20 protein-coding genes are annotated in these 18,864 nt (G+C 69.2%); 10 read left to right on the plus strand and 10 right to left on the minus strand.

The genetic code is table 11. From position 1 onward, the window contains the following. The first annotated feature begins 154 nt into the window (after positions 1-154). Genes ACP7A5_RS15575 through ACP7A5_RS15590 form a run of 4 tightly spaced genes read left to right on the plus strand, consistent with a single transcriptional unit; the run spans position 155 to position 5,858 of the window. Positions 155-1,864: a cisplatin damage response ATP-dependent DNA ligase gene (locus tag ACP7A5_RS15575; RefSeq protein ID WP_426042764.1), complete on the plus strand. Its 1,710-nt coding sequence runs from the start codon at positions 155-157 to the stop codon at positions 1,862-1,864. 43 nt (positions 1,865-1,907) lie between these two features. Then, positions 1,908-2,897, plus strand: coding sequence for a mechanosensitive ion channel family protein (locus ACP7A5_RS15580; protein WP_426042765.1), 990 nt, complete (start codon positions 1,908-1,910; stop codon positions 2,895-2,897). Positions 2,898-2,903: 6 nt separating this feature from the next. Further along, positions 2,904-3,920 carry a threonine aldolase family protein gene (locus ACP7A5_RS15585; RefSeq protein ID WP_426042766.1) on the plus strand — a complete coding sequence of 339 codons (1,017 nt, stop codon included), beginning with the start codon at positions 2,904-2,906 and terminating at the stop codon, positions 3,918-3,920. 27 nt (positions 3,921-3,947) lie between these two features. Next, positions 3,948-5,858: an ABCB family ABC transporter ATP-binding protein/permease gene (locus tag ACP7A5_RS15590; protein ID WP_426042767.1), complete on the plus strand. Its 1,911-nt coding sequence runs from the start codon at positions 3,948-3,950 to the stop codon at positions 5,856-5,858. On the opposite strand, the gene ACP7A5_RS15595 is transcribed toward ACP7A5_RS15590, so the two are convergent. The 5 genes from ACP7A5_RS15595 to ACP7A5_RS15615 all read right to left on the minus strand — a co-directional run bounded on the left by ACP7A5_RS15595 (position 5,843) and on the right by ACP7A5_RS15615 (position 11,052). Then, on the minus strand, positions 5,843-6,328 hold the full coding sequence (locus ACP7A5_RS15595; RefSeq protein WP_426042768.1) for a chemotaxis protein CheE: 486 nt from the start codon (positions 6,326-6,328) through the stop codon (positions 5,843-5,845). The two genes, ACP7A5_RS15590 and ACP7A5_RS15595, sit on opposite strands and share 16 nt — an antisense overlap. Next, positions 6,325-6,909, minus strand: a complete 585-nt coding sequence (locus tag ACP7A5_RS15600; protein WP_426042769.1) for a response regulator — start codon at positions 6,907-6,909, stop codon at positions 6,325-6,327. The genes ACP7A5_RS15595 and ACP7A5_RS15600 overlap by 4 nt, the downstream gene beginning before the upstream one ends. 149 nt (positions 6,910-7,058) lie before the next feature. Further along, the gene (locus ACP7A5_RS15605; RefSeq protein WP_426042770.1) at positions 7,059-8,009 is read right to left on the minus strand and encodes an acetyl-CoA carboxylase carboxyltransferase subunit alpha; all 951 of its coding nucleotides are present in this window, start codon (positions 8,007-8,009) and stop codon (positions 7,059-7,061) included. Between the two features lie 60 nt (positions 8,010-8,069). Beyond that, positions 8,070-9,680, minus strand: coding sequence for an ABC-F family ATP-binding cassette domain-containing protein (locus ACP7A5_RS15610; RefSeq protein ID WP_426042771.1), 1,611 nt, complete (start codon positions 9,678-9,680; stop codon positions 8,070-8,072). 469 nt (positions 9,681-10,149) lie between these two features. Next, positions 10,150-11,052, minus strand: coding sequence for a tyrosine recombinase (locus ACP7A5_RS15615; protein ID WP_426042772.1), 903 nt, complete (start codon positions 11,050-11,052; stop codon positions 10,150-10,152). A 98-nt stretch (positions 11,053-11,150) separates the two neighbouring features. Here ACP7A5_RS15615 and ACP7A5_RS15620 point away from each other — a divergent pair, with 98 nt between their 5' ends. From ACP7A5_RS15620 to ACP7A5_RS15630, 3 genes are read left to right on the plus strand one after another with little or no spacing between them, the layout of a single operon-like run. Next, positions 11,151-11,720 (plus strand): shikimate kinase, encoded by a 570-nt coding sequence (locus ACP7A5_RS15620; RefSeq protein ID WP_426042773.1) that lies wholly within the window; start codon positions 11,151-11,153, stop codon positions 11,718-11,720. After that, positions 11,717-12,820 (plus strand): 3-dehydroquinate synthase, encoded by a 1,104-nt coding sequence (aroB, locus tag ACP7A5_RS15625; RefSeq protein ID WP_426042774.1) that lies wholly within the window; start codon positions 11,717-11,719, stop codon positions 12,818-12,820. The genes ACP7A5_RS15620 and aroB overlap by 4 nt, the downstream gene beginning before the upstream one ends. Next, positions 12,817-13,401, plus strand: a complete 585-nt coding sequence (locus ACP7A5_RS15630) for a GNAT family N-acetyltransferase (RefSeq protein WP_426042775.1) — start codon at positions 12,817-12,819, stop codon at positions 13,399-13,401. Before aroB ends, ACP7A5_RS15630 begins: the two co-directional genes overlap by 4 nt. Here ACP7A5_RS15630 and ACP7A5_RS15635 read toward each other — a convergent pair. Then, a complete protein-coding gene (locus tag ACP7A5_RS15635; protein WP_426042776.1) occupies positions 13,398-13,802 on the minus strand; it encodes an MliC family protein in 405 nt (134 codons plus the stop codon). The genes ACP7A5_RS15630 and ACP7A5_RS15635 overlap by 4 nt on opposite strands. 21 nt (positions 13,803-13,823) lie before the next feature. Continuing rightward, on the minus strand, positions 13,824-14,282 hold the full coding sequence (locus tag ACP7A5_RS15640) for a nucleoside deaminase (RefSeq protein WP_426042777.1): 459 nt from the start codon (positions 14,280-14,282) through the stop codon (positions 13,824-13,826). Positions 14,283-14,294: 12 nt separating this feature from the next. On the opposite strand from ACP7A5_RS15640, the gene ACP7A5_RS15645 reads away from it, so the two are divergent. Further along, positions 14,295-15,830, plus strand: a complete 1,536-nt coding sequence (locus ACP7A5_RS15645) for a pseudouridine synthase (protein WP_426042778.1) — start codon at positions 14,295-14,297, stop codon at positions 15,828-15,830. Here ACP7A5_RS15645 and ACP7A5_RS15650 read toward each other — a convergent pair. Further along, the gene (locus tag ACP7A5_RS15650; RefSeq protein ID WP_426042779.1) at positions 15,807-16,247 is read right to left on the minus strand and encodes a CPBP family intramembrane glutamic endopeptidase; all 441 of its coding nucleotides are present in this window, start codon (positions 16,245-16,247) and stop codon (positions 15,807-15,809) included. The two genes, ACP7A5_RS15645 and ACP7A5_RS15650, sit on opposite strands and share 24 nt — an antisense overlap. 18 nt (positions 16,248-16,265) lie before the next feature. After that, a complete protein-coding gene (locus ACP7A5_RS15655) occupies positions 16,266-16,751 on the minus strand; it encodes a hypothetical protein (RefSeq protein ID WP_426042780.1) in 486 nt (161 codons plus the stop codon). 45 nt (positions 16,752-16,796) lie between these two features. Here ACP7A5_RS15655 and rsmD point away from each other — a divergent pair, with 45 nt between their 5' ends. Next, positions 16,797-17,372 carry a 16S rRNA (guanine(966)-N(2))-methyltransferase RsmD gene (rsmD, locus tag ACP7A5_RS15660; protein WP_426042781.1) on the plus strand — a complete coding sequence of 192 codons (576 nt, stop codon included), beginning with the start codon at positions 16,797-16,799 and terminating at the stop codon, positions 17,370-17,372. Here the strand turns inward: rsmD and ACP7A5_RS15665 are convergent. Next, a complete protein-coding gene (locus ACP7A5_RS15665; protein ID WP_426042782.1) occupies positions 17,355-17,630 on the minus strand; it encodes a YjhX family toxin in 276 nt (91 codons plus the stop codon). The genes rsmD and ACP7A5_RS15665 overlap by 18 nt on opposite strands. Positions 17,631-17,849: 219 nt before the next feature. Here ACP7A5_RS15665 and ACP7A5_RS15670 point away from each other — a divergent pair, with 219 nt between their 5' ends. Continuing rightward, on the plus strand, positions 17,850-18,641 hold the full coding sequence (locus tag ACP7A5_RS15670) for a MerR family transcriptional regulator (RefSeq protein WP_426042783.1): 792 nt from the start codon (positions 17,850-17,852) through the stop codon (positions 18,639-18,641). Positions 18,642-18,864 lie beyond the last annotated feature (223 nt).

The raw sequence follows: 18,864 nt of genomic DNA on the forward strand, positions 1-18,864 counted from the left end.
GACGAAGGCCGGGGTCCGGACCGCGGATTCGATGTTCGTCGTGAGTAGGCATTCCGGAGACCAATCGGCATCTTCGGAGTTTGCATCTGGACCCCGGCCTTCGCTGCGGTGCACGGAGTGGTGAGAGGTTTCAGGCTTCTTCCCATGGAGAACAATGCGCGCCTTCGCCGAATTGCTCGACCGCCTGGCGCTGACCGGGTCGCGGAACGCCAAGCTGGTGTTGCTGAGAGACTATCTGCGCGCCACGTCCGATCCCGACCGGGGCTGGGCCCTTGCGGCCCTGACCGGTGAGTTGACCTTCGATGCCGCGAAGCCGGCGATGATCCGCAAGGCTGTGGAGGCCCGGGTCGATCCGGTGCTTTTCGGCTGGTCCTACGACTATGTCGGCGACCTGGCGGAGACGGTGGCCCTGATCTGGCCGGGGAGCCCGGACCATCGGCCGAACCGGGAGCCGGAGCTGGGCGAGGTGGTCGATGCCCTGGCCCTGGCGAAGCGCGGCGAGGTGCAGGGGCTGATCGAGGGCTGGCTGGACGCTCTGGCCCCCAAGGGGCGGTGGGCGCTGCTGAAGCTGGTCACGGGCGGGATGCGGGTCGGACTGTCGGCGCAGCTGGCGCGTACGGCGGTGGCGATGATGCGGCCCGAGACGGTCACCAGGGCGCCGGAGCCGGGGGGCGGGGAGGCGACGCAATCGCTCGAGCCGCTGACCGCCGCCGACATCGTCGAGGTGTGGCATGCCGTCGAACCGCCCTATGCCGAGCTGTTCGCCTGGGTCGAGGGGCGGGCGCAGCGGCCGGACACCGAGGCGCCGGGCCGGTTCCGGCAGGTCATGCTGGCCGTCGCCATCGACGAGGCCGTGGATTTCGACAGGCTCGATCCCGCCGACTACGCCGCCGAATGGAAGTGGGACGGCATCCGCGTGCAGGCGGTGCGCGAGAACGGGGTGGCGCGGCTCTATTCCCGGCACGGGGACGAGATCACCAGCGCCTTCCCCGACCTGATGGACGCCCTGACCTTCGAGGCGGCGATCGACGGGGAGCTGCTGGTCATGCGCGCCAGATCGCAGGGAGAATGGCAGGTCGCGCCGTTCGGGGACCTGCAGCAGCGGCTGAACCGCAAGACCGTGGATGCGAAGCTGATGGCCGCCTATCCGGCGTCGCTCTATGCCTATGACCTGCTAAGGGAGGCGGGGGAAGATTTGCGCGGTCTTCCGCTGCTCCAACGACGCGCGCGGCTCGAGGCGGTGGTGGCGGGCCACACCGGCGAGCGGCTGCATCTCTCCCCGGTGGTGGCGTTCGACAGCTGGCAGGGGCTCGGCGTTTTGCGGGCGGATCCGCCGGTGGGGGCGGCGGCCGAGGGGCTGATGCTCAAGCGCTGGGACAGTCCCTATGTCGCCGGGCGTCCCAAGGGGCCGTGGTTCAAGTGGAAGCGTGATCCGCACACGGTCGACTGTGTGATGATGTACGCCCAGCGCGGGCACGGGAAGCGATCGAGCTTCTATTCCGACTACACCTTCGGCGTCTGGACGTCCGAGGGGGCGCTCACCCCGGTGGGCAAGGCCTATTTCGGCTTCACCGACGAGGAGCTGAAACAGCTCGACAAATTCGTGCGCGACCACACGGTCGAGCGGTTCGGACCGGTGCGGTCGGTCCGGGCTGAGCGGGACTTCGGCCTAGTGCTGGAGATCGCGTTCGAGGGCCTGCAGCGGTCGCCCCGGCACAAGTCAGGGGTGGCGATGCGGTTCCCCCGCGTCAGCCGTATCCGCTGGGACAAGCCGGCGCGGGAGGCCAATACGCTGGACGACGTGATGGACCTGCTGGACTCGCTGGAGAGCGGCGGTGGACGGGTGGCGAAGCAGAGTTCCTGACAGGCGGGGTTCCAAATCGGGACCAAGGCGTTAGACCCCGCTCATGTCTTCGACGCTCGATACTTTCGACACACTCCTCGCCACGGGACAGCAGGCGGTCGCCGTCGATGCGGTGATGCTGGCCAGGCTGACCCAGATCGCGGGCGATTTCGCCGTCAATCTGTCGGTCGCCCTGATCATTCTGACCGCCACGGTGTTCGCGGCGCGCTGGGCGTCGTCTGCGACTCGCAAGGCCCTGGGTCGCGTGCGGGGGTTCCGCCACGACCCGACGGTGATGAGTTTCGCGGTGCAGGTTGTGCGCGTGCTGGTCTATCTGATCGGCTTCATCGCTGTGCTGCAGCGGCTGGGCGTGCAGACGACATCGATCATCGCCGTGCTGGGCGCGGCCTCCCTGGCCGTCGGCCTGGCGCTGCAGGGGACGCTGTCGAACGTGGCGGCCGGGGTGATGCTGCTGGTGCTGAGGCCCTATCGTGTCGGCGATCTGGTCAATATCGGCGGCAACGTCGGCAAGGTGCAGCGGCTGGACCTGTTCTTCACCCAGCTGTCGGACGCCAACAATGTGAAGATCATGGCCCCGAACGGGAAGGTGTTCGGCGACATCATCCTGAACCTCTCGGGCCAGAAGAACCGGCGGATGGAGCTGAAACTCGGGGTCGGCTACGGCGACAACCTGAACATCGCCAAGGAGGCGCTGGTCGGTGCGGCGAGCGGCATTGATGCGGTTCTGCCCGATCCCGCGCCCTGGGCCGGGGTGACCGACCTGCTGGACAGTTCGGTGGAGATGACCCTGACGGCGTGGACCACGTCTGATGACTACTGGCAGGCCCGGGCCGATGTCTTTCAGGCGGCGAAGGAGGCGCTGGACGCGGCGGGTATCGAGATCCCGTTCCCGCACCAGGTCGCCGTGCCCTATGGCGACGACTATGCGCCGTTGCCTCTGGCGACGGAGGGCGTGCAGGGTTTGCGCGGCCGGACGAATCCCCGCAGCGCGGGGTTCGACACCCGTCCCGACGACGACCAGAACGAGGCCTGAGCCGCGATGCGCTACGACTTTGGATCGGACAACACCGCCGGCATGGCCCCCGCCGCCCTGCAGGGGCTGATCGACGCCAATGCCGGGTTCGCCCGGGCCTATGGGGCGGATGATGTCACCGCCCGCGCGGCCGAGCAGATCCGGGCGAGACTGGATGCGGACGCCGAGATCCGGTTCGTCTTTTCCGGCACGGCCGCCAACGCCATCGCCCTGTCCATGCTGGCCTATCCGCACGAGGCGGTGCTGGCGCACAACGCGGCTCACATCTGCACGGACGAAACCGGCGCGCCGGGATTCTTCGGCCAGGGCCTGGGCCTGATCGGCCTGCCGGGCTCGTCGGGCAAGATCGATCAGAAGGCGCTGGAAGCCGCGCTGGACGAGCCGGAGGTCGGACACCGCCAGCCGCCGGCCGCCCTGTCGCTGACCCAGTCGACCGAATACGGCACGGTCTATACCGAGGAGGAACTGCGCCACCTGATCGAGCCGGTGAAGGCCAGGGGGTATGGCGTTCATCTTGACGGCGCGCGCCTCGCCAACGCGGCGGCGGCGGGGTTCGACCTGACCCAGATCGCGCGGCTCGGCGTCGATGTCCTGGTGTTCGGCGGAGCCAAGGCCGGCGGCCTCTGCACCGAAGCCATCGTGATGTTCGACAAGACCCTGGCCCGGAGGGTGGACAACCGGCTGAAGCAGGCGGGCCAGATCGCGTCCAAGGCGCGTTTCCTGGCCGCGCCCTTCCTGGGGATGCTGGAGTCCAACGCCTGGGAGGACGGCGCCGCCCACGCCAATCGGATGGCGGCGCGGCTGGCGGAGGGCATCGCGACGCGCTCTCCATTTGTTCTGGCCCATCCGGTGGATGCCAACGCGGTCTTCGTGCGCATGCCCCTAAAGGCGCATGCGCGTCTCAATGAGGTGGGCTGGGCCTGCTACCGCTTCGACGACGGCTCGGTGCGGTTCGTCTGCTCATGGGCCACGGAAGAGGCGGCGGTGGATGAAATCATCGAGGCGATCGCGGGCCTTTCGTGAGACCCCGGCGCAGTCCATATCGGTCGCATGGCGCGTGGTGAACGATCGGGACAGCGGGGCGGGGGCGGCATAGAGGCCAAGGCGCAGAATGCCGGCGCCGCGGCCGAGGCGCCCGTCGATCCCAAAACCATCCCGGCTCTGATGGATCTGATCCGGCTGGTGGCCCGATCCGGCGCACCGCAGCTGAAGCTGCGTCTGACCGTGTCCATACTGCTGACCATCGCGGGCAAGGGGCTGGGGGTGCTGGCGCCGCTGGTGCTGGGCGCGGCGGTCAACCATCTGGCGGCGGATCAGCCGGCGGGCGTTTCGGTCGGACTGGGCTTCGCGGGCTTCGCGGTCGGCTGGGCGATCGTGCGGTTCCTGTCGTCGAGCGCGCCGCAGCTTTCGGACGTGGTCTTCGCGCCCGTGCGAGCGGCGGCGCAGCGGACGGCGGCGACCGAGACCTTCGCCCACGCCCTGAGCCTGTCGCTCGATTTCCACCAGACAAAGCGGTCTGGCGCCCTGTCGCGGACGGTCGACCGCGGGTCGCGCTCGGTCGACTTCCTGCTGAGGATTCTCGCGTTCAACCTCGCGCCGACCGGGCTGGAGCTGATCCTGGCGGCGGCGGTGCTGGGCGGGAAATACGACTGGCGATTCGCGGCCGTCGCGGTGGTCGTGGTGGTCGTCTACTCGATCCTGACCTTCTCGATCTCCAACTGGCGGATCGAGCATCGCCGGACGATGAACACGGCCGATACCGAGGCGGCGGGCCAGGTCGTCGACGCCCTGATCAACTATGAGACCGTGAAGTCGTTCGGGGCCGAGACGCGGGCGGCGCTGGGCTACGACCGGGCCCTTGGCGCCTATAACGACGCCGCGCTGAAGGCCAACAGTTCGCTGGCGCTGCTGAACGCGGTGCAGGCCCTGATCATGAATATCGGTCTTGGCGTCATGGCGGTCATGGCCGGGTTCGAGGCGGCGGCCGGGCGGATGGGGCCGGGCGATGTGACGGCGGCGGTGCTGATCCTGATCTCGCTGTATGCGCCCCTAAACATCCTGGGCTTCGCCTATCGGGAAATCCGCCAGTCCTTCATCGACATGGAGGAGATGCTGAAGGTCACGCGCCAGACGCCGCAGGTGGCCGATGCGCCCGGCGCTGCGGATCTCGTCCGGCCCGAGGGGCAGAGCGGGGGGGCGCTGGCCTTCGAGGACGTGTCCTTCCGTCACGACGCGCGCGCAAACGGGCTGGAGGATGTGTCCTTCACCGTTCAGCCGGGCACGACGACGGCCCTGGTCGGGCCTTCAGGATCGGGCAAGTCGACGATCGTCAAACTGGCGCTGCGGCTGCTGGACCCGCAGGTTGGACGCGTGGTGATCGACGGGGCAGACGTGCGCGACGTGACCCAGGCCTCGCTGCGCCGCGCCGTGGCCCTGGTGCCGCAGGACGTGGCCCTGTTCAACGACACACTGGCGGTCAACATCGCCTTCGCCCGCCCCGAGGCGGACGAGGCGGCGATCTGGGCGGCGGCGGAGGCGGCGGAACTGGCGGAGTTTATCCGCAGTCTGCCGGACGGGATGGAGACGCGTGTCGGCGAGCGGGGTCTGAAGCTGTCCGGCGGCGAGCGTCAACGGGTCGGCATCGCCCGGGCCCTGCTGGCCGATCCCTGCTTCCTGATCCTGGACGAGGCGACTAGCGCGCTGGACAGCCGCACCGAGGCCGCGATCCATAAGACTCTGCGCAAGGCCAAGGCGGGGCGGACGACCCTGGTGGTGGCTCACCGGCTGTCGACCATCGCCGATGCGGAGCAGATCCTGGTGCTGAAGGCCGGCCGGATCGTCGAGCGCGGGGCGCACCATGAGTTGGTGGCCCGGGTTGGCGGCGAATACGCGGCTCTGTGGAAGAAGCAGACGCGCGGCGCGCGGATCGGCCTCGACGCGGACCGTCAGTCGGCGGGTTGATCCGCCGCCGGAATCTTGCGCGCCACCATCTGGTGCAGATTGGCCAGGATCTCGGTGCGGGTCTCCTCCGCATCCTCGGGCAGGCCGAGGATCAGCTGAAGCGCCTGGGCGTGGACAGTGACGATACGCCAGTCGAAAGGCGCGCCGGGGAGGGCCGCGTCGATCAGGTCGCACAGGCCGGCGGCGGCCTTGCACAGGTCGTCGCGATCGAACGGGCCGGCCGCGTCGATGATCGCGCTGCCGATCTCATAGGCCTCGTTCAACCGTAGAACGGGGTCCTGATCCGCGGGCGGGGCCTGAAGGGCGGCGAGCCGGGCGATCCGTTCGGCGACGATGGTCTGGCTTTCGGCCTTCAGGTTGTCGAGGTTGGCGCGGGCCTGGGCCATGGCGACGCCGACACTCAGGCCGCCGGGCTGGTCGATGATGGTCGACAGGCGCGAGGTGCGGGGCTTCCACATCACGGCGGTCATGATGAGAGCGCCTCGGTGGAAGCGGCGGCGGCACTGTCGGCCAGGTGCGAGATCAGGCGGATCATATCGGCGCGCCGTTCGCCAGCGTTACGCGGCGTCGCGGGGGCGAAGCGGCGGTCCGGGCCGGAATAGTCCCCGGCCTCAAGGAACGCCCGGTTGTCACGCGCGACCCAGATGATGCGTTCCAGAACCACGGCGGGGCTGAAGGGTTTGGTGACGAGGAAGTTGGCGCCGCAGTCGCGAACGTCCGCCACCTTGGAGCGTCGCACATGGCTGGCGGTCATGATCACCGGGACGAAGGCGTTCGGCTCCAGGCCGGAGCGGCGGAGCCAGCGGACGAGTCCGTGACCGTCGGAGCCCTCCATTTCGCAGTCGATGAACAGCAGATCGACGGGGTGCAGCTTCAGCAATTCCATCGCCTGGGCCGTGCTGCGTGGCGTGTGTTTCGTGCGGATGCCGAAGCCCTGGAGCGCCTGGATGGTCACCTCCATGCTGAACGGCGAATCGTCGACGACCATCGTGACCGCTTCGGTCAGGTTGAAGACTGCGCTCTCGCGCAGCGGCTCTTCGGCGGCGCTCATGGACGCCGTGTGGTCCGGGCAATCGAAGGGTGCATGGGGAGGCCTGGATCGATGATGGCCGAAAATGGCCATTTCCTCTCTACGTAGCGTTAACGGCAGAGCTCGACGCGTCACAACGCGGGGTAGTGAACGCAGCCGCGCAGCGCGGCCTAGGTCTGGCGACCGATGGCGTAGAACCGATCTGAACGCTGTTTGCGCAGTTCGGCCGGGGTCAGAGGCAGGAGCTGTTGCAGTTCGTCCCAGACGGCGTCACCGACGGACTCCATGGCGGCCTCGCGGTTTGCGTGCGCGCCGCCGATCGGTTCGGGGATGATCCGATCGACGATCTTCATAGCCAGCAGGTCGGGGCCGGTGATCTTCATGGCGTTGGCCGCGTCCCTGGCCCGCGCGCCGTCGCGCCACAGGATGCCGGCGGCGCCTTCCGGGGAGATGACCGAATAGATCGAATGTTCGAGGATCAGGACGCGGTTGGCGGCGGCCAGGGCGATGGCGCCGCCCGATCCGCCTTCGCCCGTGACCGTGGCGATCATCGGCGTCCCCAGAATCAGGCCGCGCTCGGTCGAGCGGGCGATGGCCTCGGCCTGGCCGCGCTCCTCGGCGCCCAGGCCCGGATAGGCCCCGGCGGTATCGACGAAGGTCAAGACCGGCAGGCCGAAGCGGTCGGCCATGTCCATCAGGCGCACGGCCTTGCGATAGCCCTCCGGCCGCGCCATGCCGAAATTATGGGTCAGGCGGGTAGCCGTATCGTGGCCCTTCTCATGGCCCATGACGACGACAGCCTGCCCCCGGAAGCGGGCGAGACCGCCCAGGATGGCCTGGTCGTCGCCGAACTGGCGATCGCCCCGCAGCTCGACATAGTCGGTGAAGAGGGCGTCCAGATAGTCGATGAAGTGCGGACGCTGGGGGTGGCGGGCGACTTGGGTCTTCTTCCACGGGTCCAGCTCGGCATAGGTCTTCTTGCGAAGCTGCTCGGCCTTGCGGCGCAGGCCGTCGATCTCGGTCTCGAACGAGCCGGAGGTGGCCGACAGCAGGCCGAGCTCCTCGATCTTGGCCTCCAGATCGGCGATCGGCTTTTCGAATTCGAGATAGTGGGTGGCCATGGGGCGTCCGGAAGGGGCGGGCGAAACGGCCCTGTCGCAAGGCGGCGGAACCTAGACAGGTCAACGCGCCGGGGCAAGCGGGGGTTCAGGAGAACAGAGGTCGATACGGCGCGTGATCCCGATGGCGTCGAGGAAGGCCTCGTCGTGGCTGACGACCAGAAGCGCGCCGTCATAGGCCCGCAGCCCCGCCTCCACCGCTTCGATTGAGTCGATGTCGAGATGGTTGGTCGGCTCGTCGAAAATCAGGAAGGGCGGGGGCGTGGGGCCGCCGAGCACGCAGGCCAAGCCGGCGCGCAGTCGCTGACCGCCTGATAGATCGCCGATGATCCGGAGCGCGGCGTCGGCGCGGAACATGAAGCGGGCGAGGGCGGCGCGGCAGCCATTCTCGTCCACGTCCGGCTGCAGACGGCGGAAATTGTCCCGGATCGACAGGGCCGGATCGAGGATCGCCACCTGCTGGTCCAGCATGGCCGCGGGCGTCGATAGCCGTACCCTGCCCGACGTCGGGGCGAGGGCGCCGGTGATCAGGCTGAGCAGGGTGGTCTTGCCCGAGCCGTTCGGGCCGGTGATCGCGACACGTTCGGGACCGGCGATGCGCAGGGACAGGCCGGTCAGCACGGGGTGGCCGGGGACATAGCCGGCGAACACCCTGTCGAGGGCCAGGATCTCTCGACCGATGGGCAGGCCGGTCGGGGGCAGGGTAACGGTCAGCGGCTGGAGCACCTCGATCCGTTCGCGGGCTGTCGTCGCCGCGCCTTCTGCCTGGTCCCGGCGGCGCTCTGCGAGGCGGGCTTGCTCGCCGCCGGTGTCCTCGGCGCGGTCCTTCCTGGCGCCAAGCAGGATCTTTGGCTGGTCGCCGCGCGCGGCTGCGGCTCGACCGGCCTTGTCGGAGCGGGCCTTGCGTTCGGCGGTCTGTCTCGCCGTGCGGGCGAGGTCGGTCAGGCGCTTGTCGGCATCGGCGAGCTCGCGCTGGACCGCCTGGAGCTCGAGCGCCTTGCGGACGCGATACGCCGACCAGTTACCGCCGTATCGGATCGCGCCGAGGGTGGACAGCTCAACGATGGCGTCCATCGTCTCCAGCAGTTCGCGGTCGTGGCTGACCACGATGGCCCCGGAGCGCCAGTCGGCCAGCAGGTCGATCACCGCCTGTCGCCCTTCGCGGTCGAGGTTGTTGGTCGGCTCGTCGAGGATCAGCCAGTCCGGCTCTGCGAACAGCAGGGCGGCGAGGCCGGCCCGGGTGCGCTGGCCGCCCGAGAGGGTCGCAAGGCGTGTCGCCGGGGTGGCGTCGAGGCTCAGCCGGCCGAGAGCCGAGGCGATGCGCGCCTCCAGCGTCCAGTCGGCGCCCGCCAGGTCGTCGGCGTCGGCCAGTCCCGCCTCGGCGCGGCCGAGGAGGGCGAGGGCGTCCGTCGCATCGAACAGGTCGGCGATGGTTTCGATCTCATCGACCTGAACGGTCTGGCGCAGAAGCGCGACGCGGCCGTTGACGCTCACGCTCCCGGCCTGAGGCGTCAGACGGTCGTCGATGAGGCGCAGGAGGGTAGTCTTGCCCACGCCGTTGCGACCGACGAGCCCGGTGCGCTCAGGGCCGAAGGCGAGGTTCAGGTCGGAGAAGAGAGGCGATCCGCCGGGCGGGGCCCAGGCGAGATCGTGCAGAACGATGGAGGCGGACATGGCTTTCCCGATGCAAGGCTTTGAGAGGCGGTTGCGGTCGGGAGGGGATCACATGGTCGGCGCGGGCCTTCGTCTGAGGTGAGCGTCAGAGGCTAGGGGAGGCGGTGGGCAGGATCAAGGCTTGGTCCTTGAAGGAAGTGGGCGGGCGGAGCATCATGGCCCTGGACGCGCGGCGTCCCAACCGCCCCGGCACTTGTGCGCGGGGCTAAGCCACACTTGAGCACTAGGTGGAGGCAGATCGTGGAAACTCCGAAATCAAAACGCGCTCGTCGGCGCAGAGACCTCGCGCGAAAGCGGGATGAGGCTCGGCGCATCTATCCCCATGATCCGAAAGCGCGCGCCGCCGAACATCTGAAGGTTTGCTCGTGCTGGATGTGCGGGAACCGCCGCCGGCAAGGCGCATCCGAGGCGATGACGCTTCAGGAACGACGGGTATCCGTGGCGGAACGCGAGTTCCTGACCGAACCCCTTAATCCTCCCGCGCCAGGGGATGGTGCCGGTTGACCACCTGCGTCAGGCGATCGGTCGCCACGTGCGTATAAATCTGGGTCGTGGCGATGTCGGCGTGGCCGAGCAGGGTCTGGACGACGCGGAGATCGGCGCCGCCCTCCAGCAGGTGGGTGGCGAAGGCGTGGCGCAGGACGTGGGGGCTGACCCGGGCGGGGTCGATGTTCGCGTCCAGCGCCGCCTGATCCAGCATCTGGGCGAAGCGGCGCGGGGTCAGATGGCTGGCGGTCGTGCCTGAGGGGAACAGCCAGGGGCTGTCGGGCGCCTTCTCGGGCCGTGCGGCGTCGCGAACGATCAGCCAGGCCTTCACCGCCTCCCGCGCCGAGGCGTTCAGGGGCGCGAGCCGCTCCTTGCCGCCCTTGCCGCGCACGATCAGGTAGGCGGGATCGCGCCGCACGGCCTCGACCCGCAGGGCCAGCAGTTCCGAGACCCGCAGACCCGAGGCGTAGGCCAGTTCGACCAGGGCGATCATGCGCACGCCCGAGGCGCCGTCGCGGGCGGCGGAGGCGGTTAGCAGCCGCACGACCTCTTCGCGGCTCAGGGTGCGGGGCAGGGAGCGGCCCTGTTTCGGGGCGTCGAGGCGCCGGGAGGGGTCATCGGCGCGCCAGCCCTCGCCCATGGCGAAGCGGTAGAACTGGCGCACGGCCGAGCGACGGCGCGCGGCCGTGGCGGCGGACAGGCCCCGAAGCGAGAGTCCGGCGAACCAGGCCTCGATCGCGGTCTCGTCCGCGGCCATCAGGCCGAGCGCACCGAGGGCCGCCTCCGCATCGGCGAGATCGCGGGCGTAGGCCGACAGCGTGTTTGGCGAGGCGTCCCGCTCCACAGCCATCATCTCCAGGAAGGCTTCGACCTGGGGCGTGGTCATTGTCGGGCGCCGTCAGACGGGCGCTGGCGAGCGGCGGCGCTTGGTGTAGAGACTGGAGCGACCATGCCTTGCCGTAACTCCTCCCGCCGAGACCGACCGTGAGCGCACGCGCCTCGGCCGCCGCGATTCCCGCGCCGACCCGCACCATAGCGCTGGTGGGGCTGATGGGCGTGGGCAAATCGACGGTCGGGCGTCGCCTCGCCAACCGGCTGGGCCTGGCCTTTGTCGATGGTGACGAGGCCATCGAGGCGGCGGCGCAGATGACCGTGTCCGATATCTTCGCCCGGATGGGTGAGGCCGAGTTCCGGGCCGGCGAGGCGCGGGTCATGCGCCGCCTGCTGGAAGGACCGCCGATCGTGCTGGCCACCGGCGGCGGGGCGGTGCTGAATCCCGACACGCGGGAGCTGATGAAGGCCCATGCGACCTCGGTCTGGCTGAGAGCCGATCTGAAGATCGTGGCCCAGCGGGTGCAACGGCGTGACACCCGGCCCCTGCTGCGCGGCAAGGACCCGCTCGTGGCGCTGAAGGCGATGGCCGAGGTGCGCTACCCCGTCTACGAGGCGACAGCCGATCTGACCGTGGACGTCGGCGCGGGCGCCCATGCCCAGGCGGTGGACGCGATCGTCGCGGCCCTGAACCACTACTGGGCGAACGGAGCGACGGCATGACGGTGGTTGCGGTCTCCGGCGGATCGTTCGCCGCCTATGACGTCGTGGTCGGGCGCGGGCTGCTGGCCGAGGCGGGCGCGCGGATCGCACCGCTCGTGCGCGGGCAGACGGTGATCGTCTCGGACGAGACCGTGGCGGCGCTCCACGGGCCGGCGCTGCAGGCGTCGCTCGCGGCGGCGGGCGTGCGCTCGGAGATCGTGGCGGTGCCGGTGGGCGAGGCGTCCAAGTCCTTCGCCGAGCTGGAACGGCTGATGGACCGGCTGCTGGCGGCGGGGCTGGATCGCAAGGACGTCGTGGTGGCCCTGGGCGGGGGGGTCGTCGGCGATCTGGCCGGTCTGGCGGCGGCCCTCTACATGCGCGGAATCGATTTCGTGCAGGTTCCAACGACCTTGCTGGCCCAGGTGGACTCCTCCGTCGGCGGCAAGACGGCGATCGATACGCCCCGGGGCAAGAACCTGGTCGGGGCCTTTCACCAGCCGCGGCTGGTGCTGGCCGATATCGAGGTGCTGGCGACCCTCCCGGATGTGCAACTGCGGTCGGGTTGGGCCGAGGTGCTGAAGCACGGGCTGATCTGCGATGCAGACTTCTTCGACTGGCTGGCGGAAGACGGGGCAGCGGGGGCCAGGGGCGATCCGGCGGCGCTGGAGCGGGCGGTGATTCGCTCGGTCGAGATCAAGTCGGCCATCGTCGGCGAGGACGAGAAGGAGGCGGGCCGCAGGGCCCTATTGAACCTCGGCCACACCTTCGGCCACGCCATCGAGGCGGAACTGGGCTTCGAGGAGGCGGCGCTGGCCCATGGTGAGGCCGTGGCGCTGGGCTGCTGCATGGCGTTCCGGTTCTCGGTTTCCCAGGGCCTGTGCACGGCGGCGGACACCGAACGGGTCGAGGCGGTGATCGCGGCGGCGGGTCTGCCGACCCGGCTGACGCAGGCGGGTCAATTCTCGGCCGAGGCGCTGCTGGCGCGTATGGCGGGAGACAAGAAGGCGGAGGCCGGGGGCGTGACCCTGATCCTCCCGCGTCGGATCGGCGACGCCTTTGTGCAGCGATATGACCACACCGCGCCGATCCTCGACTTCCTGAAGAGTGAAGGCGCGGCGTGATCCCGATCGTTCCGCTGGAAAACGCCTGGGTGCGGCTGGAGCCCTATGCGGCCGGGCTGAAGGGGGAGGTGCGGGCGGCGCTGAACGTCGATCCGGACAGCTGGGCCGTCATGGTCGGGACGGCGCACGGCGAGCATTTCGACCGGTTCTGGACCTCGGCGCTGCGGGACATGCAGGCCGGGACCAAGGTGGCCTACGCGGTGCGGCGGTTGTCGGACGGCGTCGTGGTCGGCACCTCCAGCCTCTATGAGATCCGGCCCGAGCACCGGCGCTGCGAGATCGGGGCGACCTTCTATCGGCCGGACGCGCGAGGCGGCGTGGTCAACCCGGCCTGCAAGCGGCTGATGCTGGAGCATGCGTTCGCCTCGGGCATCGTGCGGGTCGAAATCCTGACCGATGCAACCAATGCCCGCAGCCGTGCGGCGATCACGAAGCTGGGCGCGGGGTTCGAGGGCGTGCTGGGCAATCACAAGATCACCTGGACCGGCCGGGTCAGGGATACGGCGCTGTATGCCGTTCTGGACCGGGATTGGCCGGATGTCCGGAGCCGCCTCGATGCCCGGCTGACGGTGCCGGCCTAGTCGATCGCCCGGCACTCCGTCGGCTGGCGGCCGTCGGCGGACCAGGTGGCTAGGATGCCTTTGCCGCGCAGCTCATAGGCGCTGGCCTTGTACCAGATGCCATCGGCGGCTCTTTCCTGATACAGATCAACGGCCTCGCCGTTCGAGTTGCGGACCGTCGCCATGGCGCGGGGGTTGTCGAAATCGACCGACAGGCGTTCACCGTTGTCGCAAAGATAGACGGTGCGGATGACGCGGTTGACCGCGCGATCCTGAACCTCGGCGCCCGTGCGACGACGCGCGGTCTGGGCGTCGATCGCACGCTGGCGCACGGCCTCGCCGTCAGTCGGGGCCTTGGCGGGCTTTGGGCCGCAGGCGGCGAGGGCCGAAGTCGCGGCCGCAATCAGGATCAGATGACGCATCAGTCTCTCTAGGCGTTACGGTCAGGCTTGGCTAACGGGCCGGACGGACCGGCGTTCCCGGAAGAAGCTGCGCAGCAGCGCCGCCGCTTCTTCCCCCAACAGGCCGCCCTCGGTCGTCGGGCGCGAATGCAGGGTCGGCTGTTCGAACAGGTGGGGACCGTGGATGATGGCGCCGCCCTTCGGATCGTCCGCCGCCCAGACGACGCGGCCGATTCGGGCATGGCTGATGGCCCCGGCGCACATGGCGCAGGGCTCCAGCGTCACATAAAGCGTCAGGCCCGTGAGACGATAGTTTCCGGTCGCCCGGGCCGCCGCGCGAATGGCCTCGATCTCTGCGTGAGCCGTGGGATCAAGGCCTCCGATGGAGCCGTTGGCGCCGACGGAAACGACGGATCCGGTCGCTTCATCGACCACGACGGCGCCCACAGGCACCTCTCCGGCGTCCGCCGCCGCTTGCGCCAGGTCCAATGCCATGCGCATGAACCGCTCATCATGGCCCGCCATACAGACGACAACGACAAGAAGCCCCGGCCCAGTCAAGCCCCGAGGGCGCATAAGCCCGGCGACCGCCCGAAAAGCGGCTCCGCGCGACCCGGCTCGGCCTCCGCCGCCCTGTTCCAGTCCAGCACCAAGGCCCCTGAAGGCGGCCGGAGCTCAGGCAGTGGACGCGCCTATGCGCCGGACAAGGGCGCACGCCCGGAACCGAAGCCGAAGGGCCCGCGCGCCGGTGGCAAGCCGGGCGGCAAGCCAGGCAAGGATGCCGCGCCGGTCGAGCCGAAACGCAGCGAGCGGATCGCCAAGGCCATGGCGCGCGCCGGCATCGCCTCGCGCCGCGAGGTCGAGCGGCTGATCGGCCTGGGCAAGGTAGCGGTAAACGGCCGCATCCTTGACACGCCGGCGACCCTGGTGACGCGCGACGACGTCATCACCGTGGACGGCAAGCCGATCGCGGCGGCCCAGGCCACGCGGGTCTGGCGCTACAACAAGCCGGTCGGCCTGCTGACCTCGCACAACGATCCGCAAGGGCGGCCGACAGTGTTCGACGCCCTGCCCAGCGGCCTGCCGCGGGTGATCTCGGTCGGGCGTCTGGACATCAACACCGAAGGCCTGCTGCTGCTGACAAACGACGGCGAGCTGTCGCGCGCTCTGGAGCTGCCTGAGACGGCGCTGGTGCGTCAGTACCGGGCGCGGGCGCGGGGTCGCATCACCCAGGCCGAGCTCGACAGGCTGAAGGACGGGGTCACCGTCGACGGCGTCCGCTACGGCCCGGTCGAGGCGACCATAGACAAGGCCACGACCAAGGAGGACGGCTCGCAGGCCGCCAACCTGTGGATCAGCGTCCAGATCGCCGAGGGCAAGAACCGCGAAGTCCGCAAGGTGCTGGAATCGGTCGGCCTGACCGTCAACCGGCTGATCCGGCTGGCCTACGGACCCTTCCAGCTGGGGACCCTGGCGACCGGCTCGGTCGAGGAGATCGGCCCCCGCGTGATTCGCGAGTTGCTGGGCGAACACATCCGCCCCGACAATCTGCCCGAGGGCAACACCGTCGCCACGCCCGCGCCCGTGCCGGGTCGCCGCACGAGCACGCCGAAGGTGGCGGGCGTCTCGGGCTCGGCCATGTCGGACCCGTCGCGCAAGCCCAGCCGCGTCCGCGCCGCCGAGGACGCCCATGTCCAGGGCGTCGAACGCGCCAACCGGCCGCCGAAGAAGGCCGGCTGGGCCAAGGCCGGCGCGCCCAATCCGCGCGGTCCCTCGACCAAGAAGCCGTGGCAGCCTCGCGAAGAGGGCGCCGCGGGCGGCGCCCCGTCTACCAGGAGTGGGCCCGCCCGGGTCTTCAAACCACGCGAGGACAAGATCATCGGGCCGAAATCGGCGACCTGGGCTCGTGACGGGGATAAGCCCAAACGCGACTTCAAGCCGCGCGACGGCGCCGGCGCGCCGCGTTCCAGCGGGCCCCGCTCTGGCCCGGGCGGTCCTCGTCCTACGGGCGGCAAGCCCGGCGGATCACGCGGCCCCTCGCGGGGCTAGTCGCGCCAGGCGCCAGTCGCGAGGTCCGTCGGCCAGCCGCTCTATGACGACCAGCATGATGATGGCCACGAAGACCTCCGGCGCCAGCTCGATCCAGTCCGAATCGCGTCCCACCTCGCTCGCGGAGAGCGGCTGCCAGAACAGGCAGATCATCAGGTTGTTGGCCAGGTGGGCGCCGATGGCGAATTCCAGCCCGCCCAGCCGGATCGCGGCCCAGGTCCAGATCGCGCCGGACAGCGCCCGCGCGACATAGGCCACGGGATCGGGGTCGAGATGCAGGGCCGAGAATAGCAGGCCGTTGATCAGGCACAGGACGACGGGATGCCGCGTCAGCTGGGTCGTGAGACGCAGCAGGACGCCGCGACAGACAACCTCCTCCGCCGCCGCCGCGCCCAGCAGGCCGACGATGCTGGCCACGACGAAGACCGGCCGCGTTTAGTCGGCATAGGTCGGGCTGAGAAGCGGCGGGGTCCATTCTGCGCCCATCATGAGATAGAAGGGGAACAGGATCACGCTGACACAGGCCATCGCCAGGAAGCCGACGCCGAGATCTCCGGCATTGAACCTGCGGCCGGGCCACAGGAAGTCCGCCAGCGGACGCAGGTAGATCATGGACGCCGCGGCGAGAATGGCTAGGGCCAGACTGCCCAGTATCGCCGCCAGCAGCAGGGTGCTCACGCTCTCGCCGATCAACCGCAGGGGCGTCACCGGCAGGGGCCCGGACAGGCCTAGTTGATCGGTCGCTCCGGGAATGATGCGGACGATGATGGCCAGGACGATCGTGACGACGACCATCAGCAGCATCGCCAGGGCGATGAAGCCGCCCAGCTTGAGCCAGGGCCGTTGCGGTTCGAAGCCGGTGATCATCGGCGACCGGCGCGCGAGGGGAACGGCACGGACGAGCGCTTCATACGGGGACATGACTTACCGTTGCATTGCGTCGCGGTTTCGGTCCAGAGGCAGGCCATGAGGATCGTCGCCGGAAAGCTCAAAGGTCGCGCCATCGTGGCGCCTGAGGGACAGGGCACGCGCCCGACCTCCGATCGCGCGCGTCAGGCCGTGTTCAACGTCCTGGAACATGCATCATGGGCCGAGCCGCTGCAGGGTGCGCGGGTCATGGACCTGTTTGCCGGATCGGGGGCCCTGGGCTTCGAGGCGATGAGCCGGGGCGCGGCCTTCTGCGTCTTCGTGGAGATCGACGACGAGGCGCGCGGGGCCATCCGCGAGAACGCCGACGCCTACGGCATCATGGGGGCGACACGGGTGCATCGGCGCAGCGCGATCGAGATGGGCGTGCGGCCGGGATCGGACGGCGAGGCGTTCGACTTCGCCTTCCTCGACCCGCCCTACGGCAAGGGGCTGGGCGAGCAGTCGCTGCAACGACTGCTGCACGGCGACTGGCTGAAACCCGGCGCCCTGGTGGTCTTCGAGCGCGGCTCGGACGAGCCGGACATCGACACGCCCGGCTACGACAGGCTGGACGCGCGCGACTACGGCGCCGCGCGCGTCCTCTTCCTCAGGCGCTCACCAGCCGCGACTTGAGACGCGGTTGTCGAGCTGGCTGCGCATGCGCGCCAGCCCCTCGCGGTTGACCCGATAGGGCCCGCCGTCGAGCGACTGGATCAGCCCCTTGGTCTTCAGCTTCTTCCACACCGACAGGATGCAGTCGGCCAGCTGGAAGCCGTCGCGGGTGAAACAGTCGGCCTTGAGGATTTGGCCGTCGGGATCGCGCTCGAGCACGATCGCGCCGCCTTGCGCCAGGGCGTGCAGCGTCCGCTGCTCCGCACGGGAGATGTTCATTGGAGAATGTCCGTGATGTCGTGAAGGCTCGCGCCGGCGCATTCACGCCGACGGGTGATCAGAGGCTCAGACAGTCAGCGACGGTCGGCCTCAGGCCTTTCGCGCAATCTCGGACATAGGCGTTCCAGGTCGGAGAACCCGACGCGCCGAGAATACGTCGAGCGGCGTCGTTCGTCACCCCTTGACCCTCACGTGGCGTGAGGCCCCATAGGTCTGTCCATGCGGAACGACGCGCGCCACACGATCCATACCGTCAGCCAGCTGGCGAAGCTGTCCGGGACTTCGGTCCGGACGCTGCACCACTATGACGCCATCGGATTGCTGAAGCCCGCGACGGTCGGCGAGAATGGATACCGCTACTATGGGCGAACGGAACTGCTGCGCCTGCAGCAGATACTGATCCATCGCGAGTTCGGGGTCGCGCTCAGCGACATTCCGGCCCTGCTGGACGCCGAGGACCTCGACCGGCTGACGGCCCTGCGCGAGCAGCGGTCGCGGCTGGAACAGGAAGCGGACCGCTATCGCCGTCTGGCCCGGACGATCGACCGCACGATCGCCGAACTGGAAGGACGAACGACGATCATGGACAAGCAACTGTACGAGGGCTTCAGCCCGCAGAAACAGGCCGAATACGAGGCCTGGCCGATCGAGAAATACGGCGAGCCGGCGCGCGAACGGATCGAGATGGGGCGGGAGGCAATGGCGGCCATGTCGGCGGACCAGCGTGAGGACTGGCGCGCCGAGTCGATGGCGCTGCGCGATGATTTCGCCTTCGCAATGGGGCACGGAACGGCGGCCGACGATCCGGCGCTGGATCCCCTTCTGCAGCGCCACCACGCGTGGGTGACGAAGAGCTGGAAGACCTCGCCGACAGCGGAGGCCTACGCCGGTCTGGGTCGGCTCTACGTCGAGAACGCTGAGTTCAAGGCGTTATACGACGCCGCCCGGCCCGGTCTGGCCGAATGGATGGCCGAGGCGATGGCGGGGTATGGGAAGCGCAATCTGGTCTAGTCCCTCTCTCCTTGCGGGAGAGGGAGATTGCGCACGGCGGCGATAGCCGTCGTTCTGGCGCGGTCGGGTGAGGGGTGACACGCGATCTCACCGATCAGCAGCAAAACCCCTTGTGTCTTTGCTTTCATTGTAGAGTGCGGATGCGGGCGGCTGTTCGCGCAGCCGCCCGCCGCGGCCTTGAACCCGTGTGCCCCTTGGCCCTTTGAGGCCGTGGGTGAGCCTG

The organism is Brevundimonas sp. TWP2-3-4b1 (assembly GCF_049897665.1).
Classification (GTDB): Bacteria; Pseudomonadota; Alphaproteobacteria; order Caulobacterales; family Caulobacteraceae; genus Brevundimonas; species Brevundimonas subvibrioides_B.

Bases quoted from the DNA above. Each gene is read 5' to 3' on its own strand.
- ACP7A5_RS15655 (WP_426042780.1), bottom strand. From the start codon at position 16,751: ATGTCCCCGTATGAAGCGCTCGTCCGTGCCGTTCCCCTCGCGCGCCGG.
- ACP7A5_RS15575 (WP_426042764.1), top strand. From the start codon at position 155: ATGCGCGCCTTCGCCGAATTGCTCGACCGCCTGGCGCTGACCGGGTCG.
- ACP7A5_RS15580 (WP_426042765.1), top strand. From the start codon at position 1,908: ATGTCTTCGACGCTCGATACTTTCGACACACTCCTCGCCACGGGACAG.
- ACP7A5_RS15615 (WP_426042772.1), bottom strand. From the start codon at position 11,052: ATGACCACGCCCCAGGTCGAAGCCTTCCTGGAGATGATGGCTGTGGAG.
- ACP7A5_RS15595 (WP_426042768.1), bottom strand. From the start codon at position 6,328: ATGACCGCCGTGATGTGGAAGCCCCGCACCTCGCGCCTGTCGACCATC.
- ACP7A5_RS15635 (WP_426042776.1), bottom strand. From the start codon at position 13,802: ATGCGTCATCTGATCCTGATTGCGGCCGCGACTTCGGCCCTCGCCGCC.
- ACP7A5_RS15610 (WP_426042771.1), bottom strand. From the start codon at position 9,680: ATGTCCGCCTCCATCGTTCTGCACGATCTCGCCTGGGCCCCGCCCGGC.
- aroB (WP_426042774.1), top strand. From the start codon at position 11,717: ATGACGGTGGTTGCGGTCTCCGGCGGATCGTTCGCCGCCTATGACGTC.
- ACP7A5_RS15600 (WP_426042769.1), bottom strand. From the start codon at position 6,909: ATGAGCGCCGCCGAAGAGCCGCTGCGCGAGAGCGCAGTCTTCAACCTG.
- ACP7A5_RS15665 (WP_426042782.1), bottom strand. From the start codon at position 17,630: ATGAACATCTCCCGTGCGGAGCAGCGGACGCTGCACGCCCTGGCGCAA.
- ACP7A5_RS15640 (WP_426042777.1), bottom strand. From the start codon at position 14,282: ATGCGCATGGCATTGGACCTGGCGCAAGCGGCGGCGGACGCCGGAGAG.
- rsmD (WP_426042781.1), top strand. From the start codon at position 16,797: ATGAGGATCGTCGCCGGAAAGCTCAAAGGTCGCGCCATCGTGGCGCCT.
- ACP7A5_RS15590 (WP_426042767.1), top strand. From the start codon at position 3,948: ATGGCGCGTGGTGAACGATCGGGACAGCGGGGCGGGGGCGGCATAGAG.
- ACP7A5_RS15670 (WP_426042783.1), top strand. From the start codon at position 17,850: ATGCGGAACGACGCGCGCCACACGATCCATACCGTCAGCCAGCTGGCG.
- ACP7A5_RS15645 (WP_426042778.1), top strand. From the start codon at position 14,295: ATGGCCCGCCATACAGACGACAACGACAAGAAGCCCCGGCCCAGTCAA.
- ACP7A5_RS15605 (WP_426042770.1), bottom strand. From the start codon at position 8,009: ATGGCCACCCACTATCTCGAATTCGAAAAGCCGATCGCCGATCTGGAG.
- ACP7A5_RS15585 (WP_426042766.1), top strand. From the start codon at position 2,904: ATGCGCTACGACTTTGGATCGGACAACACCGCCGGCATGGCCCCCGCC.